11 protein-coding genes and 1 pseudogene are annotated in these 21,924 nt (G+C 72.2%); 9 read left to right on the top strand and 3 right to left on the bottom strand.

Annotated elements, in window-relative coordinates:
• The first annotated feature begins 10 nt into the window (after positions 1-10).
• Complete coding sequence (locus ACTMTJ_RS16860) at positions 11-730, top strand: SDR family oxidoreductase (protein WP_441217505.1); 720 nt, start codon at positions 11-13, stop codon at positions 728-730.
• 33 nt (positions 731-763) lie between these two features.
• On the opposite strand, the pseudogene ACTMTJ_RS16855 reads toward ACTMTJ_RS16860, so the two are convergent.
• A pseudogene (locus ACTMTJ_RS16855) lies at positions 764-1,497 on the bottom strand (DedA family protein).
• 166 nt (positions 1,498-1,663) lie between these two features.
• On the opposite strand from ACTMTJ_RS16855, the gene ACTMTJ_RS16850 reads away from it, so the two are divergent.
• The 5 genes from ACTMTJ_RS16850 (at position 1,664) to ACTMTJ_RS16830 (ending at position 12,639) form a co-directional block, all read left to right on the top strand.
• Positions 1,664-3,127 carry a hypothetical protein gene (locus ACTMTJ_RS16850; protein WP_441217503.1) on the top strand — a complete coding sequence of 488 codons (1,464 nt, stop codon included), beginning with the start codon at positions 1,664-1,666 and terminating at the stop codon, positions 3,125-3,127.
• A gap of 32 nt (positions 3,128-3,159) precedes the next feature.
• Positions 3,160-3,930 carry a phosphotransferase gene (locus tag ACTMTJ_RS16845; RefSeq protein WP_441217501.1) on the top strand — a complete coding sequence of 257 codons (771 nt, stop codon included), beginning with the start codon at positions 3,160-3,162 and terminating at the stop codon, positions 3,928-3,930.
• 441 nt (positions 3,931-4,371) lie between these two features.
• Complete coding sequence (locus tag ACTMTJ_RS16840) at positions 4,372-7,464, top strand: OmpL47-type beta-barrel domain-containing protein (RefSeq protein WP_441217499.1); 3,093 nt, start codon at positions 4,372-4,374, stop codon at positions 7,462-7,464.
• Positions 7,465-7,478: 14 nt separating this feature from the next.
• A complete protein-coding gene (locus ACTMTJ_RS16835; protein WP_441217497.1) occupies positions 7,479-8,654 on the top strand; it encodes a multicopper oxidase domain-containing protein in 1,176 nt (391 codons plus the stop codon).
• A 16-nt stretch (positions 8,655-8,670) separates the two neighbouring features.
• On the top strand, positions 8,671-12,639 hold the full coding sequence (locus ACTMTJ_RS16830; RefSeq protein WP_441217495.1) for a ThuA domain-containing protein: 3,969 nt from the start codon (positions 8,671-8,673) through the stop codon (positions 12,637-12,639).
• Positions 12,640-12,674: 35 nt separating this feature from the next.
• Here the strand turns inward: ACTMTJ_RS16830 and ACTMTJ_RS16825 are convergent, their stop codons facing one another.
• Together ACTMTJ_RS16825 and ACTMTJ_RS16820 are read right to left on the bottom strand one after the other, a co-directional pair.
• Entirely contained in the window at positions 12,675-13,733 is a 1,059-nt protein-coding gene (locus ACTMTJ_RS16825; RefSeq protein ID WP_441217493.1) for a LacI family DNA-binding transcriptional regulator, read from the bottom strand.
• Positions 13,734-13,748: 15 nt separating this feature from the next.
• Positions 13,749-15,305, bottom strand: a complete 1,557-nt coding sequence (locus tag ACTMTJ_RS16820; protein WP_441217491.1) for an FAD-dependent oxidoreductase — start codon at positions 15,303-15,305, stop codon at positions 13,749-13,751.
• Positions 15,306-15,479: 174 nt separating this feature from the next.
• Here ACTMTJ_RS16820 and ACTMTJ_RS16815 point away from each other — a divergent pair, with 174 nt between their 5' ends.
• From ACTMTJ_RS16815 to ACTMTJ_RS16805, 3 genes are read left to right on the top strand one after another with little or no spacing between them, the layout of a single operon-like run.
• On the top strand, positions 15,480-17,138 hold the full coding sequence (locus ACTMTJ_RS16815; RefSeq protein WP_441217489.1) for an FAD-dependent oxidoreductase: 1,659 nt from the start codon (positions 15,480-15,482) through the stop codon (positions 17,136-17,138).
• Between the two features lie 11 nt (positions 17,139-17,149).
• The gene (locus tag ACTMTJ_RS16810) at positions 17,150-18,658 is read left to right on the top strand and encodes an FAD-dependent oxidoreductase (protein WP_441217487.1); all 1,509 of its coding nucleotides are present in this window, start codon (positions 17,150-17,152) and stop codon (positions 18,656-18,658) included.
• Positions 18,655-21,924, top strand: coding sequence for a hypothetical protein (locus ACTMTJ_RS16805; RefSeq protein WP_441217485.1), 3,270 nt, complete (start codon positions 18,655-18,657; stop codon positions 21,922-21,924). The genes ACTMTJ_RS16810 and ACTMTJ_RS16805 overlap by 4 nt, the downstream gene beginning before the upstream one ends.

The raw sequence follows: 21,924 nt of genomic DNA, 5'->3' as shown, positions 1-21,924 counted from the left end.
GTCCGGAGCCATGAGCCTCGACGGCAAGACCGCGCTGGTGACCGGTGGTACCCGGGGGATCGGCCGGGCGATCGTGCGGCGCCTGGCCCGGGACGGCGCCCGCGTGGTGTTCACCTATCGCGACAGCAAGGCCGCGGGCGAGGAGCTGGCCGGCGAGGTGCCGGGCGCGGTCGCGGTCCGGGCCGACCAGGCGGAGGTCGGCGCGGTGGAGGTGATGTTCGGGCCGGTGCGCGACGGCCTCGACATCCTCGTCAACAACGCCGCCATCAACCCCCGCCACCCGCTCGCCGAGCTCACCGCCGCCGATTTCGACCACGTGATGACCGTCAACGCCAAGTTTCCGGTCCTGGCGATGCGGGAGGCCGCCGCGGTGATGCGCGACGGCGGCGCCATCGTCAACATCTCCACGCTCAACACCGTGGTGCCGTCACCTGGGCACGCGCTCTACGGGGCGAGCAAGGCGGTGCTGGAGCAGTTCACGATGGTGGCGGCCCGCGAGCTCGGCGGGCGGGGCATCACGGTCAACGCGGTCTCGCCCGGCGCCACCGACACCGACCTGCTGCGCGCCACGAACCCGCCGGAAAACCTCGCGCAGGCGCCGCTGCTGACCGCGCTGGGCCGGCTGGGCACGCCGGACGACATCGCCGCGGTGGTCGCGTTCCTCGCCGGCCCCGACGGGCGGTGGATCACCGGCCAGAACATCCGCGCCACCGGCGGCCTCTTCCTCTGACCCGCCCGGCCCCTTCGCCGGCGGGCTGGCGGCTCAGGCGTCCCGACCGGGCCGGCGCGGCGTGCCGTAGAGCGTGCCGCGCCCGTCCGGGACGGGCTCCGGGGTGTCGCGCCCCCGGCGCCGCCGGGCCAGGCGGGAGATGACGAACCAGCCCACCGCCAGCGCGCAGGCGACGATCACGACCTTCTGGAACACGCCGGCGTACCCCTCGACCGACTGCCAGTTCTCGCCGAGCAGGTAGCCGGCCATCACGAACACCGTGTTCCAGATCAGGCTGCCGGTCGTGGTGTAGAGCAGGAACCGGCCGATCGGCATGCGCTCGACGCCGGCCGGCACCGAGATCAGGCTGCGGAAGATCGGGATCATCCGCCCGAAGAACACCGCCTTGCCGCCGTGCCGCGCGAACCACGCCTCCGTGCGGTCGATGTCGCCGACCTTCACCAGCGGCAGCCGCGCCGCGATCGCCCGGATCCGATCGCGCCCGAGGGCGGCGCCGATGTAGTACAGCGCGAGCGCGCCGACGACCGAGCCGAGCGTGGTCCAGGCGATCGCGCCGAACAGGCTCATCTCGCCCTGGCTCGCGGTGAACCCGGCCAGCGGCAGGATCACCTCGCTCGGGATCGGCGGAAAGAGGTTTCCAGCGCCACTGCGAGGCCGGCGCCGGGCCCGCCCAGCCGCTCCACCAGATCGGTGACGAGTCCGACGAGGCCGCCCTCCGGCGGATCGGACTGCTGGGCGAGGACATCAGCGTGCGTCGACAGGATCATGGAATCGACGCTATGGACGCGCACGCCGCCGAACCATGAGGCCGGCCACCCGCTTGGGTGTGGAAAACCTCAGGTCCCGTGCGAGGTTTTCGCATGCAACAAAACCGGGGGTCGGCACGTCTTGCCAGAAAGATCCGGGCTGCCCTTCCCTCCCAAGGAGTCTCGCGTGCTGTCACGCCTATTTGCCATGCCCGAAAACAGGCCCGCGCCGGAAAACGGGCCCACGAACCGCCGTGCGGTCGCGCTCGGCGCCGCGGCCGTCGCGGGGGCGGCCGTGGTCAGCCTGCTGCGTACGAGCGGCACCGGCCCGTTGCAGAGCGTCTTCGAGGAGGACGCGCGGGACGTGCTCACCGACGCGCTCGACACGTCCACCGCGAAGGCACTCGTCGAGCCGATCGCCGGCTACTACGTGCTCGGCCCGCGCCTGCTCGGCGAGCTCGCCACGCTCTTCCCGATCAGCTGGATGCCCGCCGTGCTCTCGCTGTCGTCGGCCGCGGTCTGCGGCCTTCTCGGCGTGCTCGTGTACGTGGCCAGCGGCGCGCACCTGCCGCACCGCCTCGCCCGCCTGCTGGTCGCCGCGCCGATGCTGCTCGCCCCGGTCGCCGAGAACCGCGCCGCCGAGGTCTACAACCGGCCCGTCTGCCTGCACTTCTTCGCCCTGTACGCGCTCGTCTGGGTGCTCCTCTGGCCGGCCGCCACCCGCGCGTCGCGGCTGGTGGCGCTCGTCACCGCCGGGCTGACCGCGGCCAGCACGATCCTCGCCGCCGGGCTCGTGCCGCTGGCCCTGCTCCGCCTCGCCGCCCGCCGCGACCGGCACGGGCTCGCGCTGGCCGCTCTGGTCACCGCCGGCGCGGCGGTGCAGGTGGCCGGCGCCTTCTCCACGCCGCGAGGCCGGCTGGGCGAGGCGCGCTTCGATCCACTGTGGGCGGTGAGCCAGTACGCCGGGTGGGCGCTGCCCGAGTCGATCCTCGGCTTCCGGGCGACCAGCGGGCTGTACGTACCCGACGCAGAGTTTCCGGAAGCCTTGTCCCGCAACGCGTTTGTCGTCGTAGCGGCCTGGTCGGTGGTGCTCCTCGCCGTCGCCGTGGCGGTGGTCGGCGGCCGTCGTGGCCTGCTGCGGCCGCGCTGGACACTGGCGGCCGCGCTCGCCGCGCACAGCGCCGGCCTGCTCGCGCTGGAGATCATGGCCAACGGCTGGATCTCCCAGCGCTACCTGCTCGCGCCGTCGATGCTGCTCTTCGCGGCGCTTGTCGCCCTCCTGGTGCCCGCGGCGAAGACGGCGACGGGCTTGCGGGCGCTGCCCCTCGCCGGGCTCGCCGCGCTCCTGCTCGTCACCGCCGCGTTCAACTTCCGGTGGACCGACACCAACCGGCACGACGCGCCACGCTGGACCGACCAGGTGCGCGCGGCGGCCGTCCGCTGCAACCAGGACCGCGCGCTCGCCGCCGTCGCGGTCCGCGGCGGCTCGGCCCGCCACCCCTCGTACGTCGTGATCCCGTGCCACGAGCTGCGCGGCGGCGCGGTCCGCTGCGACGGCCGGACCTGCGTCAAGGTGCACGGGGCGGCACATGCCGCGCCGCAGATCACGCCCTACAGGAAGCGCACGCCGGCGGAGGTCGAATTTCCTTGACCTCGATCCGGGGCTTGTACGAGCGTTGGGCGGTGACTGGCGAGGAGCGGCTGCCCGGCGGCAATACCGGGGGCGCGGTGCGGGTGGGTGACACGGTGCGCCGGGCGGCCGGGCCGTGGACGCCGTCGGTGCACGCGCTGCTGCGGCACCTGGAGGCGGTCGGGTTCGAACGGGCGCCGCGCGCGCTCGGCTTCGACGGACAGGGCCGGGAGGTGCTCTCGTACCTGCCGGGCGAGGTGGTCGGCACGGCGCGGCCGTGGCCGGCCTGGGTGTACGGCGAGGCGGCGCTCCGCGAGGTGGGTGGCTGGCTGCGCGAGTTTCACGAGGCGGTGGCGAGCTTCGTCCCGCCGGCGGACGCGGTGTGGCGCGAGGGCGGCACCTGGCGGCCGGGACTGATCGTGGGGCACAACGACTCCGCGCCGTACAACGCGGCGTGGGACGGCGGCCGCCTGGCCGGGTTCTTCGACTGGGACTTCGCCGCGCCGGTGACCCGCGAGTACGATCTCGCGTTCGCCGCGTTCTCGTGGGTGCCGCTGCACGCCCGGCGCGTGGTGTCGGCGGAGGGATTCACCGCCTTCGAGCGGCGGCCGGCGCGGCTGCGGCTGATGCTCGACGCGTACGGGTGGGCGGGGCCGCTCGGGCCGTTCGTCGAGACGGTCCGGCGGCGGGTCGGCGACTCGGCTCGGGGCATCCGGCGGATCGCGGCGGCCGGCGACCCGGCCTACGTGATGATGGTGGATCGGGGCGTGGACGCGGCGCTGGATACCGCGGTCGCGGAGCTGGCCGACTTCCCCGACGAGTAGGTTTCGTCAAAGCCTTTCGCCGCAGGAAACAAAAGTGTGAGCATTCCTAACGGAAGATGTAGACATCTCGATGGCAAGTCCGTTAGGGTCTGACAACGTTAGTCTCATCGAGGTGACCGGCGGCGCGGTGACCTCGACGTCCGAGGGTTGTGTCCTTGCCGGGGGAGTGGCACCTCCTTGTCGATGACATGGCCTGCATACACATAGGCGCGTCGGCGCGCGCCTTGGCCGCAACACGTCAGCCCTAGCCGCTGGCTCTCCATTCGCCGACGAGTTCCAACCCCCTGACCCAAGACACCCCAGCCCACGCACGGGCCGGCGGCGGACACCGCCCGGCTCGGCACCGTGGGTCGGCTGACGCTGCCTGCCGGCGTGCGCGCCAACGCCACCGTCCTTTGTGGCGCGTGCGCGGCAGAAGACTCGCGAAAGGTTGTGTCGGACATGCCACTCCTCCCTGTGCGGCGGAGACCACCCCGGGGGCCCAAACGGCCGCTCACGGTGGTCGCCGCGGTCGCCGTCCTGCTGGTGAGCTCCGTGCTGTCGTCCGGGCCGGTGAGCGCGCGCCCGGTGGACGCCGCGCCCGGCGGCGCCGCGCCATCAGCGCAGCTCCTGGCCCAGACGCTCACCTGGACGGCCGGCGACAGCACCCAGGCCTACGCCTCCGCGCCCACCACCGCCGTCGCGGGACCGACCACGCTCGTCTTCGAGAACAGCCGGGCCACCGGCAACACCACCGACATGCAGCACACGCTGACGTTCGAGACGGGCGACCCCCGGTACAACAACGACGTCAACGTCAACATCCTCGCCGAGCCGACCGACGCCAACCGGGGCCGGCACACCGTGGACGTCGTGCTCACGCCGGGCACGTACCGTTACTTCTGCGCGATCCCCGGGCACGGCAGCATGACCGGCCTGCTCGTCGTCACCGACGGCCCGGACGACACCACCCCGCCGACCGTGACCGCGCAGGTGACCGGCGACCGCGACGAGAACGGCAACTACGTCGGCGCGGCCACCGTGACGCTCGCCGCCACCGACACCGGCTCCGGCGTGTCCAAGGTGGAGTACGCGGTCGACGGCGGCGCCTACGGCACGTACACGAGCCCGGTGACCGTCAACACGCTGGGCAACCACACGGTCAGCTACCGGGCGACCGACGTCGCGGGCAACACGTCGACGCCACAGTCGGTGTCGTTCACGGTCGTGGACGAGCCGGACCCGGACACCACCGCGCCCACGGTGACCGCGTCGGTGACCGGAAACCGCGACGGCAACGGGGCCTACATCGGCACGGCGACGGTGACGCTCTCCGCCACCGACACCGAGTCCGGTGTGGACACCGTGGAGTACTCGCTCGACGGCCAGCCGTACGCGGAGTACACCGCGCCGCTCAGCATCACCGCGGTCGGGCAGCACACCGTCAACTACCGGGCCACGGACGTCGCGGGCAACACCTCCACGCCACAGGCGGTGTCGTTCGCGGTGGTCGAGGAGCCCGACCCGGACACCACACCGCCGACCGCGACCGCCCAGATCAGCGGCGAGCCGGACGGCGAGGGCAACTACATCGGCTCGGCGACCGTCACGGTGACCGCCACCGACGCCGACTCCGGGGTCGACTCTGTCGAGTACTCGCTCGACGGCGCGCCGTACGCGGCGTACACCGCGCCGGTCGTCGTCAGCCAGCCGGGCCAGCACACGCTGAGCTACCGGGCCACCGACAACGCCGGCAACACGTCGGCGCCGCAGACGGTGTCGTTCACGGTGGTCGACGAGAACGAGCCGGACACCACCGCGCCGACGGTGAGCGCCGGGGTCACCGGCCAGCAGGACGGCAACGGCGCGTACGTCGGCGCCGCCACCGTCACGATCACCGCGACCGACACCGAGTCGGGTGTGGACAGTGTGGAGTACTCGCTCGACGGCGGTGCCTACGCGGACTACACCGCACCCGTCACGGTCAACACGGTGGGACAGCACACGGTCAGCTACCGCGCGACCGACGCGGCCGGCAACACCTCCGCGGTGCAGTCGGTGTCGTTCACGGTCGTGGCACCGCAGCAGGACACCACCGCGCCGACGGTCAACGCCACCGTCGCCGGCAACCGCGACGGCAACGGCGCGTACGTCGGTGCCGCCACCGTCACGGTGACCGCCACCGACGCCGGCTCCGGCGTCGACCGGGTGGAGTACTCGCTGGACGGCCAGCCGTACGCCGCGTACACCGCGCCGGTGACGGTGAACCAGCCCGGCCAGCACACGGTCAGCTACCGCGCGACCGACAAGGCCGGCAACACCTCGACCGCGCAGACGGCCTCGTTTACCGTGGTCGCGCCGCCCGGTGACACCACGCCGCCGACGGTGACCGCCGTGGTCGCCGGCCAGCTGGACGGCAGCTGGTCCTATGTCGGTAGCGCCACCGTCACGCTCAGCGCGGCCGACACGGGTGGGTCCGGCCTGCTCCGCGTCGAGTACGCCCAGGACGGGCACGGCTACATCGTCTACACGGGACCGGTCACGGTGAACACTCCGGGCCAGCACACGTTCAGCTACCGGGCCACCGACCGGGCCGGCAACGTCTCCACCACCGGTTCGACCACGTTCAACGTCGTCGAGAGTGGGGCGCAGCCGCGCACCTGCCCGGTCGCGGACACCCGCTCGACCGTCTGGATCGGCACGAAGAACAGCGGCGTACCCAACAAGCTGGTCTCCGGCGGCTGCTGGATCAACAACCTGATCGAGGACGAGAAGCCGTGGGCCACCCCCGCCGACTTCATCGCGCACGTCCAGGAGGTCGCCGAGCACCTGCACCACCGCGGCCTGATCACCAACGCCCAGCGCAACACGCTGGTCCGCACCGCCCGCGAGTCGGGCGTCGGCAAGCCGGACGACAAGCAGGGCTACCTGCCGCTGCTCGACCGCACGCCGGCCTCGTTCAACCTCTGGGAGCACGTCGGCGCCGGCGGCTTCCGGCGCAACGCCGACGGGTCGATCACCAGCACGTCGGTCGACGGGCTCGGCATGCTCTGGTTCCCGGTCCGGGAGTACGGCGACTTCTCGCTCAAGCTCCAGTGGCGGGACGACGCGCCGGGTGACGGCCGGGTCAACAGCGGCGTCTTCGTCCGCTTCCCGCAGGTGCACCAGCACCCGCAGGAGCCCCGCCCCGAGTGGGTCGCCATCAAGTACGGGCACGAGCTCCAGATCTTCGACCGGACCGACGGCGACATGTACAAGAGCGGCTCGGTGTACGGCTTCGACCGGGTCGACATCGCGGGTGCCGGCGTGACGCCGAAGGGCACCTGGAACGACTACGAGATCCGGGTCGTGGGCCAGCACTACTCGCTGTTCCGCAACGGCGTGCTCATCAACGAGTACGTCAACGACCCCGCCGCGGTCTTCGACCCGCCCCGGGCGGACGACCCGGGTGGCGCCGGACGCGAGCACCCGACCGGCTACATCGGACTCCAGAACCACGGTGCCACCGACATCGTGAGCTTCCGCAACATCCGGATCGCTGCGCTGACGCCGTGAGATTGGACGGGATTGTGAAAGCCAGAAGGCTATTGGTGCTCGCGGTGCTGGCCGTGACGCTCGCCGCGGCGGGCGGACTGGCCCGTGGCTCGGGCCGTGGAGCCGGCGAACCGAGTGCCGCGGCCGGCGGCCAGGGGGTGACGGCCGCCAACGTGGCCGCCGCCCCGGGGGCCGAGCGGCCGGGCGGCTGCACCGTCATCGACCGCCGGATCAACCTGTACGCGGTGGAGCTGCCGAAGGACCCGATCACCAACCAGGTCCGGCTCGGATACGGCCTCACCCCGGAGTCGGCCTCCTACCCGGGGCCGCTGATCGAGATGATCGAGGGGCAGTGCTTCGCGATCACCCTCTACAACCAGGTGCCGGCGGCGACGCTGGAGGCGCTGCGCAGCACCGCCAACCCCAACCATCCGCTGGGCGTGTCGCTGCACACGCACGGGGTCAAGTACACCCAGAAGTCCGACGGCACCGTGCACAGCAACTCGTTCGTGCCGCCGGGCGGGTCGTACACCTACATCTGGTACGCCCAGCCGCGCAACACGAACACCGGCGCGCAGGGCACGGCCGGCTACTGGTGGTACCACGACCACGTGGTCGGCGGGCCGCACGGCACGGCGGGCATGCGCACCGGCCTCTTCGGCGGGGTCGTGGTGCGGCGGCAGGGCGACCCCCGGCCGGACCGCACCTACGTGCTCGCGTTCGGCGACCGGCAGACCATCAACCTGCGGCGCAGCAGCGAAGCCGACACCTGTGACGAGGCGAACCCCGTACCGGGCCCGACCTGTGTCGTGGCGAAGGTCGGTGAGAAGGTCGAGTTCCTCGTCATCGGCATGGGCGACGACATGCACACGTTCCACGTGCACGGACACTCCTGGGCGGACACCCGCACGGGCGTCGTCGACGGCACCGGCGCGCTCGCCAACTCGGTGCCGATCATCGACAACAAGACCGTCGGCCCCGGCGACACCTTCGGCGCCCGGGTGATCGCCGGCGAGTCGGTCGGCCCCGGCCACTGGATGCTCCACTGCCACATGCAGTTCCACTCCGACCTCGGCATGTCCACGACGTTCCACGTCCTGGACGAGAACGGCGCGATGACAGCGCACGCCGGCCACGCACCGGGAAACCCGGTACAGGCCGCACCGGCAGGCGGCGGCCAGGCACCGGCCGCCCACGGAAACCACGGTTGATCCCGGAGGAGACGAGATGAGACCCATCTGGAGGCGCGCGGCAGCGCTCGCCTCGGCCGCCACGCTCGCGATCGGCGTGCTGTCCGTACCGTCCGCACCCGCGTCCGCGGCTCCGGCCCCGGTCGACCTGCCGCCCACCTGGGGCAAGGCCGCGGTCAACGTGCTGGTGTTCCACGGAGCCGTGGACCAGCAGGACGACCCGGTCACCCGCGCCGTCGCCGCGATCCGCAAGCTGGGCCGGGACAACGGCTTCTACGTGCACGACTCCTCGGACCCGGCGGTCTTCAACCCCACCAACCTCGCCAGGTACCGCAGCGTCGTCTTCCTCTCCGCCAACGGTGTCACGCTCAACGACACCCAGGAGGCGGCGTTCCAGGCGTACATCAAGGGCGGCGGCGGCTTCCTGGGCGTGCACGACGCGGCCCGCGTGCAGCCGAGCTCGGAGTGGTTCACCGGCCTGATCGGCACCCGGCCGGCGGCCGGCCTGCCCAACGCCGAGAAGATCGTGGAAGCCACGGCCAGTGCCCAGAACACGCCGAACGAAGGCGTGGCACAGCTCATCGACGGCTCGCTGGGCACCAAGTGGCTGACCTTCGCCCGGACCGGGTGGGTCGTCGCCAAGCTCGGCGCGCCGGTCGTCGTGTCCCGCTACGCCCTCAGCTCGGCCAACGACTTCCCCGGCCGGGACCCGCGGGACTGGACGCTCGAAGGCTCCGCCGACGGGCAGAGCTGGACCACGTTGGACACTCGCAGCGGTGAGACCTTCGGGGGCCGGTTCGAGACCAAGCAGTACACGTTCACCAACACCACGGCGTACCAGCACTACCGGCTGAACATCACCGCGAACGGCGGCGAGCCGATCATCCAGCTCGCCGAGCTGTGGCTGATCGGTCCGGACGCCGGCCCGCCGCCGGAGTCCACGGTGCAGCAGGCGACGGTCAGCTACACCGACCGCCAGCACCCGGCGAACAAGGGCTTCCCGCTCACCGCCAAGCGCGCCGACCAGTGGATCAACTGGAACCCGAACCCGATCGGCCGCGTGCACACCGTCGCGCAGGTGCAGGAGCACACGTACAACGCGGGGCTCAGCCGCAACGGCGCGTTCCATCCGATCTCCTGGTGCCGTGACTACGACGGCGGCCGTTCCTTCTACACCGGCATGGGACGCACCGAGGCGAGCTACACCACCGACACGCAGTTCCAGAGTCACCTCCTCGGAGCTCTACAGTGGACGGCAGGTCTGGTGCGCGGCGACTGCCAGGCGACCATCGCGGCCAACTACCGCACCGAGCGGCTTACCACGAACAACGCGTCCGGGCAGCTCGACCAGATCGGTGAGCCGCACGGCCTGACTGTCGCCCCGAGCAACGGGCGGGTCTTCTACATCGGCAAGGCCTCCTGCGCGACCGCGCCGGTCGTCGACTGGGCCGACCCGAACGTCGGCCTCGGCTGTGGCACCATCCACCAGTGGGATCCGCAGACCAAGCAGGTCAAGCTGCTGGCCACCCTGCCCGTCATGGGTCACCGGGGCAGCGGCGGCGAGCTCGTCAAGAACGAGGAGGGCCTGGTCGGCATCACGCTGGATCCGAAGTTCGCGGAGAACGGCTGGGTCTACGTGTACTGGATGCCGCACGCCTCCATCGACCGGGAGAAGCGGGTCGGCAAGCGGACCGTCTCACGGCTCACCTACAACGCGACCACGCAGACTCTCGACCTGGGCACCCGCAAGGACCTGCTGTCGTGGGACACGCAGATCCACAGCTGCTGCCACGCCGGCGGCGGCATGACGTTCGACGACTCCGGCAACCTCTACATCGGAAGCGGTGACAGCAACTCCTCCGGCGGCTCGAGCGGATACTCCGGTAACAACTGGACCCAGGAGTTCGCGGGCATCTCGTTCCAGGACGCCCGCCGCACCGCCGGCAACACGAACGACCTCAACGGCAAGATCATCCGGATCCACCCGGAGGCCGACGGGACGTACACGATCCCCGAGGGCAACCTCTTCACCGGCCAGGAGGAGGGCGGCGGCAAGACCCGGCCGGAGATCTACGTGATGGGCGTGCGCAACATCGCCCGGCTCGCCTGGGACCCGGTCAACGACTGGCTGACCGCCGCGTGGGTCGGCCCGGACGCGGGCGCGCCGAGCCCGGAGCTGGGGCCGGCGAAGTACGAGACCGCCACGATCATCACCTCGGCGGGCAACCACGGCTGGCCGTACTGCATGGGCAACCGGCAGCCGTACCGCGACCGGTCCAACACCGACGCCGAGGTGCTGACCGGCTGGTACGACTGCGACAACCCGAAGAACGAGTCGCCGCGCAACACCGGTCTCGTCAACCTCCCGCCGGTCCGGGACAACATGATCTGGTACTCGCCGCAGGGCGGCGGCCCGGTCTTCCCCAAGCGCCCGGACGGCATCCCGACGTACGTGCAGTCGGAGTCGACGTACACCCGGCCGTACATGACAAGTGCCGGTTGCCAGGCCGTCATGGACGGTCCGACGTACCACCGCTCGCGGGTCGACACCGGCAGCGGCGTCGCGTGGCCGGCCTACTGGGACAACAAGTGGTTCATCGGTGACGAGTGCCAGAACAGCAACCGGGTGGCCATCACCGTCAACCCGGACACGGTGCGACAGGCCGGCGCGCCGGCGTTCGCCGAGGACCTGCGGCAGATCATCCCGCACGGCAGCGGCGGCACGCAGCTCCAGTCCTGGATGGACGCCAAGTTCGGCCCGGACGGCGCGCTCTACATGCTCGACTACGGCAGCGGCTTCTTCAGCCTGCACGCCAACCAGAAGCTGATCCGCGTGGCGTACCAGGGCGGGCCGGCGACCCCGCACCCGAGCCTGGCGACGGCCCGCTCCATCGCGCAGGCCCAGCCGCGGACGATTTCGTTCTCGGCCAACAAGGCCGGCGGCGTGGCGTGGGAGTGGGACTTCGGCGACGGCACCGCCAAGTCGACGGCGCCCCACCCGACCCACACCTACAAGCGGTACGGCAGCTTCGAGGCGACACTGAAGGTGACCTACGCCGACGGCCAGGTCGTCACCTCGAAGATCCCGGTGCTCGCCGGGTGCGCGGCGCCCGACGCCCGGCCGACCGTGCAGCTGCTCGAAATCGAGACCGGCGTCGCCAACCGGGTCGCCGGCGGCGGGTGCACGATCAACGACCTGATCGACGACGAGGGCAACTGGCCGAACCACAACGAGTTCGTCAACCACCTCGACGAGGTGCTGGCCGAGCTCACCGCGGCCCACGTCATCGACAACCGGGAGGCCGGCGTGCTCCGGCGGGCCGGAGCCGGGTCGGCGATCGGCTCGATACCCGGGTACAAGGCCATCTTCGACGGCACCGCGTACTCGCTGTCCGGCTGGCGCCAGGCACCGGGCGGTTCGTTCCAGGTGCGGCCGGACGGCACGATGCGCACCATCGGCGGGCTCGGCATGCTCTGGTACGCCGACCAGCAGTTCGCCGACTACTCGATCAAGCTACAGTTCCGGGACGTGTCACCCGAGGGCACCCGCGCCAACAGCGGCGTCTTCGTCCGCTTCCCGGACCCGCGCACGCCGCTCAGCCAGCGGCCGCCGGGCAGCTGCGGCACGGTCGGTTCGGCCGCGTCCTCGCAGGCGTGGGTGGCGATCTACTGTGGACACGAGATCCAGCTGTACGACGGTGACACGGGCGAGCCGCAGAAGACCGGGTCGGTGTACAACTTCGACCCGAACAACCTCGCCCAGTCCGGCGCCACCGCGAAGAACGTCTGGAACGACTACGAGATCAAGGTGGAGGGCCAGCACTACACGATCATCCGGAACGGCGTGGTGATCAAGGAGTTCGACAACACGCCCGGCAAGCAGTCGTCCCGCGCGGGCGATCCGCCGACGGACCTGCGCCAGTTCGTCAGCGGCTTCATCGGGCTGCAAAACCACGGCAACAACGACCTGATGGAGTTCCGCAACGTACGGGTGCGCGAGCTTTAGTTCTGGGTTCTGGGGTTGGTCGCCCCGTCCCGCCGTTACTGGCGGGGCGGGGCGACCGTCGTCTCCAGGGTGTGCGTGCACGGCACCAGGATCTGCCGCTCGTAGTCACCGTCCGGGTCGGTGAGCAGCGAGGTCAGCAGCCGCACCGCCCGGCGGCCCATCGCGTTGCGCGGGATGCGCAGCGACGCCCACGGACCCGGCCCGACCTCGCTGCCCGGGTCGTCGACGAGCAGCACCACGGAGAGGTCGTCCGGGATCGAGAGGCCACGCAGCTTGACCATCGCGGCCAGGACCCGCAGCAGGTTGACCGACTCCACGAGGATCGCGGTGGTGCCCTCGGCGAGGGTGCTGTCGAGCCACTGCGCGGTCAGGTCTTCCGGCCGGACGCACGCCGGCGCGGGCACCGCCAGGCCGAACCGGTCGAGCGCCGCCGCGAAGCCCTCCCAGCGGTCGACCTCCGGCTCGTGCCGCACCGCCTCGCCCAGATACGCGAAGCTGCGGTGACCGAGCGCGACGAGGTCGTCGACGATCCGTCCGGTCGTCGCCCGGTAGTCGCCGCCGACGTAGCAGATCTCGGTGCCGGGCACGTCGCGGTGGCCGATGTAGACGAACGGGTGCCCGTCTTCGACCAGCCGGGCCAGGTCGTCGAGGTTGGCGTGGTGGCCGAGCAGGAGGCTGCCGGCCGCCTGCCGCAGGCCGTTGACGCCGCCGTGGTAGATGCGGCGGACCCCGTCCTCGTGCTGCGCGGCGGTGAAGAGCACCAGGTTGCAGCCCTCGACGCCGGCCTGCTCCTCGATGCCCTGGAGGAACTCGAAGTAGTAGTCGCGGGCGCTGGTCGGGAAGATCGGCTCGAACGTGTGCACGCCGAGCAACAGCGGCGCCTGCCGGCTGGGCACGGCGGTGGCGGTGCGCTGCTGCCCGACCGGTGTGTAGCGCAGGCGGCGGGCCGCGCTGAACACCCGGCGCTGCGTCTCGGCGGAGATGCGGCCCAGGTCGCCGGCGCCGCTGAGCACCATGGACACAGTGGACTGGGAGACGCCGGCCTCGCGCGCGATGTCCGCCTGGCGCGAGCTGCGACCGCGTGGTTTCGTCACGCCCTCATCCCTCCTTCACTCGGTACCCGCCCAGGCCAGGATCGCACCCGTGTCCACCAGGGACTTGCGCAGCGTCTCGTACTCGACGTCACGGGTCGCCACCCCGGCCGTGACGGCCTGGGTCGCCGCGCAGCCGGCGGCCTCGCCGAGCATCATCAGCACCGGCTCCATCCGCACCGAGGCGAACGCCACGTGCGAGGCGGAGATCGCCGAGACGACCAGGAGGTTGTCGCATTCTCCGGTGCGCGGCACCAGCGACCGGTACGGCACGCCGAACGGCGCCGCGAGCGGCTGCTGCACGTTTCCCTCGTTGCGCGGGTGGCCGTCGACGAGCACCCGCTTGGCGTTGTGCGAGTCCATCACGTACGACGCGAGCGCGACCGGGTCGTCGGCCCGTGCGGCGCCGGTCGCGTCGTGCTGGGTGACCACGCGGTCGGCGACCATCCGCCGGGCCTCCCGCACGTAGATCTGGTGCGGCCAGTGCCCGCTGTCCGCGAACTCGCCGGGGGCCAGCCCGTACTCCCGCGTCGCGGTCCGGACCGCGTCGGGCAGCCGCGGGTCGTTCGCCAGGAAGTGGAGCAGGCCGGCCTGGTAGCGCACGTGGTCCTGGAAGATCTCCTCACGGCGCGCGTGGTCGGCCTCCGGCCAGTCGTAGTTGGCTCCGATGTGGTCGGAGGAGAACGCGCCGTGGTTGTTCATGTCGAAGACGTCGCCACGCACCCGGGTGGTCCGGCCGAAAAGCTCGTAGACACCCGCCTCGACGTACCGGCGGAGCAGCTCGTACCGCGCGGGGTCGTAACCCTCCGGGCGGGGGAACGGGATCCGGCGCGGCGACGTCGTGACGTGCAGCCGGAAGTTGTACGCCTGCACCCGGTGGTCGCCGTCGCCGACCGTGCCGTACGGGTCGGGCGAGATGCCGGGCAGGAGGCCGCTGGCCGGCTGCCCGGGCACCACGTACGGGTCCACCGGGCGCTCGAACTGGTGGTTGACGCTGTGTTGCACGCCGGCGAGCGACTCGCCGTACACAGTGGACGCCTCCCGCCCCACGGTGTAGGAGACGCCCGCGGCCGCCAGCAGGTCGCCCTCGTAGGACGCGTCCACGTAGACCCGCGCCCGGTAGCGGTGCCCGTCGTCGGTGGCGAGCTCGACGATCCGGCCCGCCTCGCGGCGCACGGAGGCGAGGTGGGCCCGGCGCACCACCCGCACGCCCGCCTCGGCCAGCCAGCGCTCGAAGATGTCTTCGGCGACGTGTGCCTCCACGTCCCAGTGCGGGTCGGCGGCTCCGTAGGCCGCCGCGACCTCCGCGTAGAACGCGCGGGCCAGGCCGCCGACGGTGTCCGGGTGTCCCACGTCGGTCGTGCCGAGGCCGGCGGTGGTCATCCCGCCCGCGCGGTCGCCGTACGCGAGCAGCACCACCGAGCGCCCCTCCCGGGCGGCGCGCACCGCGGCGGTCACCCCGCCGGAGGTGGCGCCGTAGACCGCGACGTCCGCGTCGACGGTCGCGGCGCCGGTCGGTGCCGGTGGGGCCGGGCGGTAGTGGCGCACCCCCGCAAGGGCGGGTCCTGAAGTCATGGCCTCGGTTCTAGCATCAGCGGATAGGAGCGGTCCATAGCTAATATTTGCTAATAGATCATTGACTCTTGACACGTCGCTAACCGCGATGTGTAACGTGACCGCAATCATTTGGTCGACCTTGGTTCGACCGACGAGCGCAAATATATCAGCGATCCTCGGGAGTGATTGCGCGTGCAGACCGAACTCCTCGTCATCGGCGGTGGCCTGGGCGGCGTGGCCGCCGCGCTGACCGCCGCCCGGCTCGGCCACCGCGTCGTGCTGACCGAGGAAACCAACTGGCTGGGTGGGCAGCTCACCGCCCAGGCGGTCCCGTCCGACGAGCACCCCTGGATCGAGAGCGCGCACATCTCGGCGGGATACCGCGAGCTGCGCGGCCGGATCCGCGACTACTACCGGCGCAACTACCCGCTGCGGCCGGAGGCCGCCGCCGACCCCGAGCTCAACCCCGGCCTGGGCAACGTGAGCAAGCTCTGCGTGGAGCCGCGCGTCGCGGTCGCCGCGATCGACGAGATGCTCGCCGGGTACGTGTCCGCCGGCCGGATCACGGTGCTGTACGAGCACGTGCCGGTGGCCGCCGAGACCGACGGCGACCGGGTCACCGCGGTCACCGTGGAGGACCGCCGCACGGGCGGCCGCGTCACCCTCACCGCCCCGCTCGTCGTGGACGCCACCGAGCTGGGCGACCTGCTGGAGCTGGCCGGCGTCGAGCACGTCATCGGCGCCGAGTCGCAGGACGAGACCGGCGAGCCGTACGCCGCGCCGGTCGCCGACCCGACCGACCAGCAGGCCATCACCTGGTGCTTCCCCCTGGAGTACCGGCCGGGCGAGGAGCACGTGGTCGACCGCCCCGCGTCGTACGACCACTGGAAGACGCACGTCGACCCGTTCTGGCCGGGGCCGCAGCTGTCCTGGGAGAAGATCGACATCCACACGATGGGCGGCAAGACCAACCGCATCTTCGAGGCCGACCTCGACGCGGTGCGGGTGCCCGACCTCTGGCACTTCCGGCGGATCCGGGCCCGCACCCAGTTCGCCCCCGACCTCGTCGATACGGACATCTCGCTGGTCAACTGGCCCAACATCGACTACTGGGAGGCGCCGCTGCTCGGGCCGGGCGTCGACGAGACGGCGCGCGAGCGGGCGCTGCGGCGGTGCAAGGAGCTGTCACTGTCCTATCTGCACTGGATGCAGACCGAGGCGCCACGCCCGGACGGTGGCCACGGCTACCCGGGACTGCGGCTGCGCCCCGACCTGACCGGCACCGCCGACGGGCTCGCCAAGACCGCGTACATCCGCGAGTCGCGCCGCGTCAAGGCCCGCTTCACCGTGCTGGAGCAGCACGTCGCGGTCGTCGACCGGCCGGAGGGCGCGGGCGCGGAGCAGTTCGCCGACGGCGTCGGCGTCGGGCACTACAACATCGACCTGCACCCCAGCGCGGCCGGCGTCAACTACGTCAACCTCGAGGCGTACCCGTTCCAGATCCCGCTCGGTGCGCTGATCCCGGTGCGGATGCGCAATCTGCTGCCGGCCAACAAGAACATCGGTACCACCCACATCACCAACGGCTGCTACCGGCTGCACCCGGTGGAGTGGAGCATCGGCGAGGCGGTCGGCGCGCTCGCCGCGCAGTGCCTGGCCACCGGCACCGAGCCGCACGCGGTCGCCGACTCGGCTACCCGCACCGAAGACCTCCAGCGGCTGCTGACCGGCACGCTCGGCGCGCCCGTGCGGTGGCCGGACGCGATCCGGGTGCTGCGGCCGTCGCAGGCATCGAGCAGCGCCACGCCGGTGCTCGCCCTGCCCGAGCGGCGCACCGCGCCGGCGGCATAGGGGTGGCGGCGATGGACGAGCCCGACGTCGTCATCTACGGGGCGACGCTGGCCGGCGTCATGGCCGCGCTCCGCCTGCGCCTGCGCGGCCTGCGCTGCCTCGTGCTCGAACCGACCGGCCACGTCGGCGGCATCGTCGCCGGCGGCCTGGTGAAGACCGACACGCCCACAGTGGACAGTGCGCTCGCCGGGCTCACCCGCGACCGCTTCTTCGCCGGCATCGGCGCCGAGTACGGCGTGGACGGTCCACAGTATCTGTTCGAGCCCAAGGTCGCGTCGCGGGTCGCCCAGCGCCTGCTCGACGAGGCGAAGGCGACCGTCTACACCGGACACCGGATCCACGGCCCGGCCGACGTCGAGGTCACCGGGCGGCGCGTCACCGGGGTACGCGTGGCCGGTCGGTGGGTCCGCGCGACGTTCGCCATCGACGCCTCGTACGAGGGCGACCTTCTCGCCGCCGCCGGCGTGCCGTACACGGTGGGACGGGAGCCGGCCTCCCGCTACGGCGAGCCGCTCGCCGGCTTCCAGCCCGCGCGGGCGTACCGGCGGGGGCCGTTCCGGCCGAATACCGGCTACCCGGTCGGCCCGGTGCCGGACACCGCGCCGGGCGAGGGCGACGCCAAGACACAGGCGTACAACTTCCGGGGCGTGCTCGCCACCGGTCCGGACCGCCTGCCGTTCCCGCGGCCCGACGGCTACGACCCGCGCCGGTACGGCCACCTGCGGCAGCTCATCACGGATCGGGGCATCGCCGGCCTGTCGTCGATCGTCACGCACACGGCCGCGCTGCCGGGCGGCAAGTACCAGACCAACCAGGCGCTCTTCTTCGGCTTCGACCTGCCCGGCGCCGCCTGGGACTACCCGGACGGCACCTGGCGCCGCCGCGACGAGGTGATCGCCGAGCAGGTGCGCTGGCACCAGGGCATGCTCTACTGGCTGGCCAACGACCCGGCACTCCCGGCGAGCTTCCGGGCGGACACGCGGCGCTTCGGGCTGCCGCCGGACGAGTTCGTGGACAGCCCGCACGGGCCGGGCTTCCCGCACGCGCTCTACGTGCGCGAGGCGCGGCGTATGGTCGGCGCCCACGTGCTCACCCAGCACGACCTGCTCCGGCCGGACAACACCAAGGCGACGCCGGTGTGCTGCTGGCAGTACCCGATGGACAGCCACGTCGTGCAGATGTACGCCGAGGGCGACGACACGGTCGTGGGGGAGGGCACGCTCAGCGGCACCGAGCAGAACCCGCCCGCCGACCCGTACCAGATCCCCGCCGAGTGCCTTTTCCCGGCGGCCGGCGGCGTGGAGAACATCGCGGTGCCGGTCTGCTTCTCGGCCAGCCACGTCGGGTTCAGCTCGCCCCGTATGGAGCCCACGTTCGGCATGCTGGGCGAGGCGTGCGGGGAGCTGGCCGCCCAGTCCGTCCACACCGGACGGCCCGTGCAGCGGTACGACTACGCCGCGCTGGCGGCGGCGCTCACCGAGCACGGTGCGGCGCTGTCCATCCCGGGTCTGGCGCGATGATCGAGCCGCTGACGTTCCAGCCCGGCCCCCTCGACGCGGCCGGCGGCTGGCGCTCCCACACCGTCGAGGCGGCGTTCACCGTGCCGTCCGCCGGCGCGTGGACGCTGCGGCTGGAGTTCGCCGCCGGCCACGGCCCCTGCCCCGACCTCGCCGTCGAGGTGGACGGCACGCACCGCGGCTTCTTCCACCCGGCGGTGCGGCGCGAGGACCGGGCCACCGTGTACCGGCACGGGCCGATCGCCGGCGACGTCACGCTCGACGTGCCCCTGCCCGCGCTGGCGCCCGGCGACCACGTGGTGACCCTGACGACCACACTCGACTCGGCGGCGGCGACCGGGCTGGCGGTCGAGGTCGAGAAGGGCCGGCACCGGGAGCAGTTCGGCCACCACTTCGGCAGCGGCATCACCTGGTACGCGATCACGCTGGTCGCCGGGTCGGTCGAGACGCCGCCCAACCTTGTCGCCACGCCGCTCTACGTCGAACGCGACGGCACCCTGCACGAGCTACTGGAGCTGACCGTCTCGGTGCCGCCGGACACGCCCTGGCCGTCGCGGGCCACGGTGCGGATCGGCGGCGCCGACCACCTGCTCTACCTGGCCCGGCCGGACCGCGACTTCGGCCACGTCCGGGTGCGCTTCCCGGTGCCGGCCTTCACCGGACCGACGGTCGCGCGGGTCACCGTCGACGATGGACAGCCGGTCGAGGCGGTCCTGGAGCCGGCGCGCAAGTGGACACTCCACCTCGTGCCGCACGTGCACCTCGACGTGGGCTACACCGACGTACAGGGCAAGGTGCTCGAGCTGCACAGCCGCAACCTCGACCGGGCCCTCGCCGCCCTCGACGGCGACTTCTGCTTCTCGGTGGACGGCTCGCTGGTCGTGGGGGAGTACCTGGCGACCAGGTCCGGCAAGCGCGCCGAGGCCCTGATGGAGGCGCTGCGCTCCGGGCGGATCTCGGTGAACGCCTTCCACAGCCTCTTCCTGTCCGGCGTCGCCAGCCTGGAGGAGGTCTACCGGGCCGCGTACCTCTCCGCCCGCCTGCGCGACGAGCACGGCGTCCCGGTCACCTACGCCAACCTCACCGACGTGCCCTCGTACAGCGCGGCGCTGCCGTCCATGCTGTGCGCGCTCGGCGTCGACGCGTTCGTCGGCATCGAGAACCACCACCGCGGCGGCAATGCCGACAGCGACGCCCAGCACCTGGCCAGCCCCGTGCAATGGGAGGGCGTGGACGGCAGCCGGGTGCTCACCCACTTCTCCGACACGTACTCGCAGCTCCGCTTCATGGTCGGCGACCCGCAGACGATCGCCGGCGGCGCGCACGCCTTCTGCCGCCTGCTGGCCCGCTACGAGCGCCCGGACTACCTCCCGCACGACCTCGCGGTCATCGGCACCCACGCGGACAACGAGGACCTCGCCGATGGCGACGCCGGCTTCGCCGCCCGGTGGAACGCGGTCTACGCCTACCCGCGGCTCGCGGTGTCCACGATGGCCGGTTACCTGGACGCGGTTCGTCCGCTCGCCGACCGGCTGCCGGTGTGGCGCGGCGACGGCGGCAGCTACTGGGAGGACGGCGTCGGCACCGGCGCCACCGTGACCGCCGAGCACCGCCGGACGCAGGCCGTGCTGCCCGCCGCCGAAGGGCTCGCCGCGCTCGTGGCGCACGCCGACCCGGGATACCGCCCGCACCGGGCCGCGCTCGACGCCGCGTGGGAAGGCGCGCTCTTCGGCTGCGAGCACACCTGGACCTGGGCGCACGCCAACGCGCACCCGCACGGCGAGCAGGTCGGCGACCAGCTCGACTGGAAGCGGTCCCGGGTGCACGCCGCCTACCGCACCGCCGTCGACGAGACCCGCCGGGCGCTCAGCCAGCTCGGCGAGCTCGTCACCACCGGCGGCCCCACCCTGCTCGTGCACAACCCGCTCGGCTGGGCGCGGGACATCGACGTGGAGGTGGAGGCGCCGGCCGGCACCGCCTACCCGGTGCCGGCCGAGCTGCTCGCCGACTCTGCCGGGCTGCACCGCTTCCGGCTCACCGTGCCGGACGTACCCCCGTTCGGCTACCGGGCGCTGCCGGTCAGCGATGGACGCACGCTCGCACCGGGCGAGGAGGACGGCAGCGGCGCTGTCGTCGCCGCCCCGGACGACGGCTGGCGACCCGTGCCGCCCCGGCTCACCACCGACCGCTGGTGGGTCACCTGTGACCCCGAGACAGGTGCGGTGGTCGGCCTCACCCACCGGGAGACGGGCCGGGAGCTGCTCGACGGCACCGTCGGCGAGGTGCTCTACGTCCTCAACGGACCGGACGCGCTGACCCGCACCAGCATGCTCGGCCGGCTGCCCGGGGCCGAGCCACCCGACCTCACCGTCACCCCGGCCACCATGCGGCCGGTCGGGCTGCGCCGCACCTACGACGGCTGGCGGCTGCGCGCCACCGGGAGCGCCCCCAGCCTGCCCCGGGTCGAGGTCGACGTCCTGCTGCGCGACCACACCGACCGGGTCGACGTGCTCGTCCGCCTGGACAAGGAGCGGGTGCTCGCCAAGGAGTCGGTGTACGTGGCGTTCCCGTTCGCGGCCGACGAACCGGTCTTCCGGTACGACCGGCAGCAGGGCTGGATCGACCCGGCCCGCGACCACGCGCCCGGCGCCTGCCAGGAGTGGTTCACCACCCAGCACGGCGTCGTGGTCGCCAGCGGCCCGGACGGCCCGGCGACCGCGTGGACCTCGGCCGACGCACCACTCTTCACCGCCGGGGACATCGTGCGCGGCACCTGGCCCACCGAGTTCCGCCCGGCGAGCGGCGCGGTCTTCTCCTGGGTCATGAACAACTACTGGCCCACCAACACCCCGCCGGAGCAGGACGGCTCGCTGCTGTTGCGGTACGCGTTCACCCCGCTGCCCGCCTTCGACCCGGTGGCGGCCGGGCGGTTCGGCCGCGAGGTCCGGGCCGCCGAGGCGGTCTCCGAGGTGACCCGGCTGGACAAGTTCGACACCGACCCGAGGCCGCTGCCCGGCACCGCGGCTTCCCTGCTGGACCTGGAGCTGCCGGCCTGGGTACACGCCACGGTGGCCGAGCCGCGCACCGGCGAAGGGCTGCTCGTGCGCATCCAGGACCTGGGCGGCCGGGGCGGCACCGTGCGGCTGCGCCACCCCGCGACCCTCTGCCGCGCCGACGAACACCCCCTGGCCGACCTGCCCGCGGAGGAGGACGGCCGGGTGCCGGTCGACCTCGGCCCCTGGCAGGTCGTGACCCTCATCCTCCACTGA

The organism is Phytohabitans sp. LJ34 (genome assembly GCF_052068095.1).
GTDB lineage: Bacteria > Actinomycetota > Actinomycetes > Mycobacteriales > Micromonosporaceae > Phytohabitans.
The sequence above is the reverse complement of the archived record's forward strand: the minus strand, read 5'-3'. Positions and strand labels throughout refer to the sequence as shown.

Coding starts and splice junctions, on each gene's coding strand:
- ACTMTJ_RS16860 (WP_441217505.1), top strand. CDS start 11: ATGAGCCTCGACGGCAAGACCGCGCTGGTGACCGGTGGTACCCGGGGG.
- ACTMTJ_RS16840 (WP_441217499.1), top strand. CDS start 4,372: ATGCCACTCCTCCCTGTGCGGCGGAGACCACCCCGGGGGCCCAAACGG.
- ACTMTJ_RS16830 (WP_441217495.1), top strand. CDS start 8,671: ATGAGACCCATCTGGAGGCGCGCGGCAGCGCTCGCCTCGGCCGCCACG.
- ACTMTJ_RS16820 (WP_441217491.1), bottom strand. CDS start 15,305: ATGACTTCAGGACCCGCCCTTGCGGGGGTGCGCCACTACCGCCCGGCC.
- ACTMTJ_RS16810 (WP_441217487.1), top strand. CDS start 17,150: ATGGACGAGCCCGACGTCGTCATCTACGGGGCGACGCTGGCCGGCGTC.
- ACTMTJ_RS16805 (WP_441217485.1), top strand. CDS start 18,655: ATGATCGAGCCGCTGACGTTCCAGCCCGGCCCCCTCGACGCGGCCGGC.